We start from the raw sequence: 3415 nt of genomic DNA, 5'->3' as shown, positions 1-3415 counted from the left end.
GGCCGCCGGCCAGGTAGAACAGGCCCCCGATGGCCGCGCCGGTGGCGCTGTTGCGCGCCTCCGGACATGGGGCGGCGGCCTCCCAGCGGCCGCTGCGGACATCGAACACCTGATGCGTCGCGACGTCGCCCTGGTCGGGCCAGTTACGGTTGGAGGCGGCCTTCGGCGCGCGGCCCGAGGCGATGTGGATGCGCTCGCCCAGGGTGACGGCGACGGTTTCGCACTGCAGCGCCGGCATCGGCGCGAGCGGCCGCCACGCGTCGCCGTCGAGCACCAGGGCGTCGGGGATGGCCACCCAGCCGCCGGCGTCCGTCACCCGGAAGCCGCCGAACGCGTAGGCGCGGCCGCCGGCGGCGGCCAGAACCGGATGGTGGCGCGGGAACGGCAGCTTCGGCCCCTCGGTCCAGCGGTCCGTCCGCGCGTCGTAGATGCCGGTCCGGTCCTGCGGGTTGATGCCGCCGCCGACCCCGCCCGGTCCCGGCGCCATGCCGCCGGCGATGACGATCCGGTCGCCCAGGGCGGTTCCGTAGACCTCCTGCACCGGCCACGGCACGGGCGCGGCGGGCGCCCAGCGGGCGGCGGCGCGGGCGAGGCCGGGGGTCAGCCCGAGGGCGGCGGAGGCGAGGACGGCTCTGCGGTCGATCATCCCGCCATCAGAGCGTCTAGCCCAGCGCGGTCAAGGCCACGCCGGCGGTGGTGAGCACGCCGCCCAGCGCCTGGCGCAGGCTGATGCGCTCGCGGAACAGCCGTCGACCGACGGCGGCGGCGATGGGCGTCTCGATGAGCGCCACCGCGCGGACGGGTCCCGCAGGCGCAAGGGCGAGCGCCCCGAACCAGCAGGCGGACGCCGCCGAGCCGAAGAAGCCCGCTGTGAGCGACTGGCGCCAGGAGGATGCGACGGCCCCAAGCGCCTGCGGGCGCGCGACGGCGAGGATCGCGGTGAGCGCCAGGGATTGCATCGCCTGGGCGATGACCACGGCGGCGACCGCCGAATAGATCGGATGTGCGGCGTCCAGCGCCAGGCCGGCCTGCCGGTAGCCGTTGAAGGAGACGGCGAAGGCGGCGCCGGCGGCCAGCCCCAGCAGGCCGCCCACGAAGGCGTGCCGCGTCTGGTCCTTCTGCGGCCAGGAGAGGACGACGAGGCCCGCGGTGGCCAACGCCACGCCTGCCCAGGCCTGGGGCGACAGCCGGTCGCCCAAGAAGACGAGACCCATCAAGGCCGCCAGCGGCAGCGACGACTGCTGCAGCACCGTGGCGACGGCAAAGCCCGAGCGGTGCATGGCCATCAGCAGGAAGCCGGTGGCGGCCACCTGGCTGATGGCGCCGGCGACCGCGCCGACCCAGAACCGCAGCGACGGGTCCGGCGCGGCGTCCGGCGTCAGCAACGCCACCACTCCGAAGATGGCGACCGAGAACGGCAGACCGAACAGGAAGCGCACCAGCGTCGCGCCCCACGGCCCGGCGTCGCCCACCAGCCCACGCTGGGCGGCGTTGCGCGCCACCTGCAGCGGCGCGGCCGCCAGGGTAAGGAAAATCCACAACAAATCCCGTCATCCCGGCCAACGGAGCGGCGAAGCCGCGGAGGCCGAACCGGGACCCAGAAGGGCGAGGGCTCGGCGCCTGCGTCCCGGATCGGCCCTGCGGACCGTGCGACACGAGACCTGGGTTGCCTAGAACCCGCTGGCCATCCGCTCTGGCGCGCTCTTCTCCTTGCGCGCGACGAGGTTGTTCAGCGCATTGACATAGGCCTTGGCCGAGGCCGTCAGGGTGTCGGTGTCGGCCGCCTGGCCGGTCGCGATGCGGCCGTCCTCCTCGAGCCTCACCGAGACCTGCGCCTGGGCGTCCGTGCCCTCGGTCACCGCGTGGACCTGGAAGAGGCGCAGGATGGCGGCGTGCGGGAACACCTCGTGGATGGCGTTGAACACCGCGTCCACCGGCCCGTCGCCCGTGGCGTTGGCCGACTTCTCCACGCCTTCGATGGTGACCGTCAGGAAGGCCTCCTGCGGCCCTTCGGTGCCCGCGATCACGCGCAGGTTCTTGACCTGGATCTTGTCGGCCTGGCTGGCCAGGGCGTCGTCGACCAGCGCCACGATGTCGTCGTCGAAGACGTGCTTCTTCTTGTCGGCCAGGTCCTTGAAGCGCTGGAAGGCCTCGTTCAGGGCGTTCTGGCCCAGCTCGTAGCCCAGGGCCTTCAGCTTCTCGCGGAACGCGTGGCGGCCCGAGTGCTTGCCCATGACGAGGTTCGACTCGATCTGGCCCACATCCTCGGGCTGCATGATCTCGTAGGTGCCCCGGTCCTTCAGCATCCCGTCCTGGTGGATGCCGCTCTCGTGGGCGAAGGCGTTCTTTCCGACGATCGCCTTGTTGAACTGCACCGGGAAGCCGGTGATGGCCGAGACGTAGCGGCTGGCGCGCGTGATGTGCTGGGTCTCGATGCCCGTGTGGTACGGCAGCCGATCGCCGCGCACCTTCAGGGCCATGACGATCTCTTCCAGCGCCGCATTGCCGGCCCGCTCGCCGATGCCGTTGATGGCGCATTCCACCTGGCGCGCGCCCGCCTGGACGCCCGAGAGGCTGTTGGCCACCGCCAGGCCCAGGTCGTTGTGGCAGTGGGTCGAGAAGATCACCGTATCCGCGCCCGGCACGTTCTCGATCAGGTCGCGGAAGATCTCTGCGTATTCCGACGGATAGGTGTAGCCGACCGTGTCGGGGATGTTGATCGTCGTGGCCCCGGCGCGGATCGCGGCCTCGACGCAGCGGCGCAGGAAGTCCTGCTCGGTGCGGGTGGCGTCCTGGGCCGACCATTCCACGTCGCCGCACAGGTTCCGGGCGTGCGTCACCGAGCCCACGATCATCTCCAGGATGTCTTCCTGGCTGGCGCGCAGGATGTGGTCCCGGTGGCTGGGGCTGGTGGACAGGAAGGTGTGGATGCGGCCCCGCTTGGCCTTGCGGATAGCTTCGGCGCAGCGCTCGATGTCCTGGACGCCCGCGCGGGCCAGGCCGCAGACGACGCTCTCGGTGACGATCTCGGAGATCTGGCGCACCGCCTCGAAGTCGCCGTTCGAGGCGATCGGGAAGCCCGCCTCGATCACATCGACGCGCATGTCTTCCAGGATCTTGGCGAGCTCCAGCTTCTCTTCCAGCGACATGGACGCCCCGGGCGACTGCTCGCCGTCGCGCATGGTGGTGTCGAAGATGATGACGCGGTCGCGCTCGGACGGCGTGGATACGGTGGCGGTCATGATGTCGGCTCTGGTCTAGGCGTTCGGTTCGGCGGGCGGGGTGTGGCTTAAGCCCCTGAGCGCCCGGCCGCGGAGATGCGCGTGCCTAGAGGGTCGCCCAGGGGCGGCTAAGCCCCAGCGACAGGAGAAGAAGCGAGCTGTTCGCTTGCGTGCGCATCGAGGTGGGCTTCTAC

3 protein-coding genes are annotated in these 3415 nt (G+C 71.3%); all 3 read right to left on the bottom strand.

Annotated features, from left to right (window positions below):
• Nucleotides 1-646 (bottom strand): Kelch repeat-containing protein (locus RIF93_RS19515; protein WP_375163901.1); only part of this gene is annotated, 646 nt, incomplete at its 3' end.
• A 16-nt stretch (nucleotides 647-662) separates the two neighbouring features.
• The gene (locus RIF93_RS19510; protein ID WP_309093110.1) at nucleotides 663-1541 is read right to left on the bottom strand and encodes a DMT family transporter; all 879 of its coding nucleotides are present in this window, start codon (nucleotides 1539-1541) and stop codon (nucleotides 663-665) included.
• 129 nt (nucleotides 1542-1670) lie between these two features.
• The gene (locus RIF93_RS19505) at nucleotides 1671-3242 is read right to left on the bottom strand and encodes a 2-isopropylmalate synthase (protein ID WP_309093109.1); all 1572 of its coding nucleotides are present in this window, start codon (nucleotides 3240-3242) and stop codon (nucleotides 1671-1673) included.
• Nucleotides 3243-3415: the final 173 nt, after the last annotated feature.

The organism is Phenylobacterium sp. (genome assembly GCF_031181185.1).
GTDB lineage: Bacteria > Pseudomonadota > Alphaproteobacteria > Caulobacterales > Caulobacteraceae > Phenylobacterium.
This window is presented reverse-complemented; position numbering and strand designations above follow the sequence as displayed.

What these genes read in the sequence shown, in the direction of transcription:
- RIF93_RS19505 (WP_309093109.1), bottom strand. Translation starts at nt 3,242, where the DNA reads ATGACCGCCACCGTATCCACGCCGTCCGAGCGCGACCGCGTCATCATC.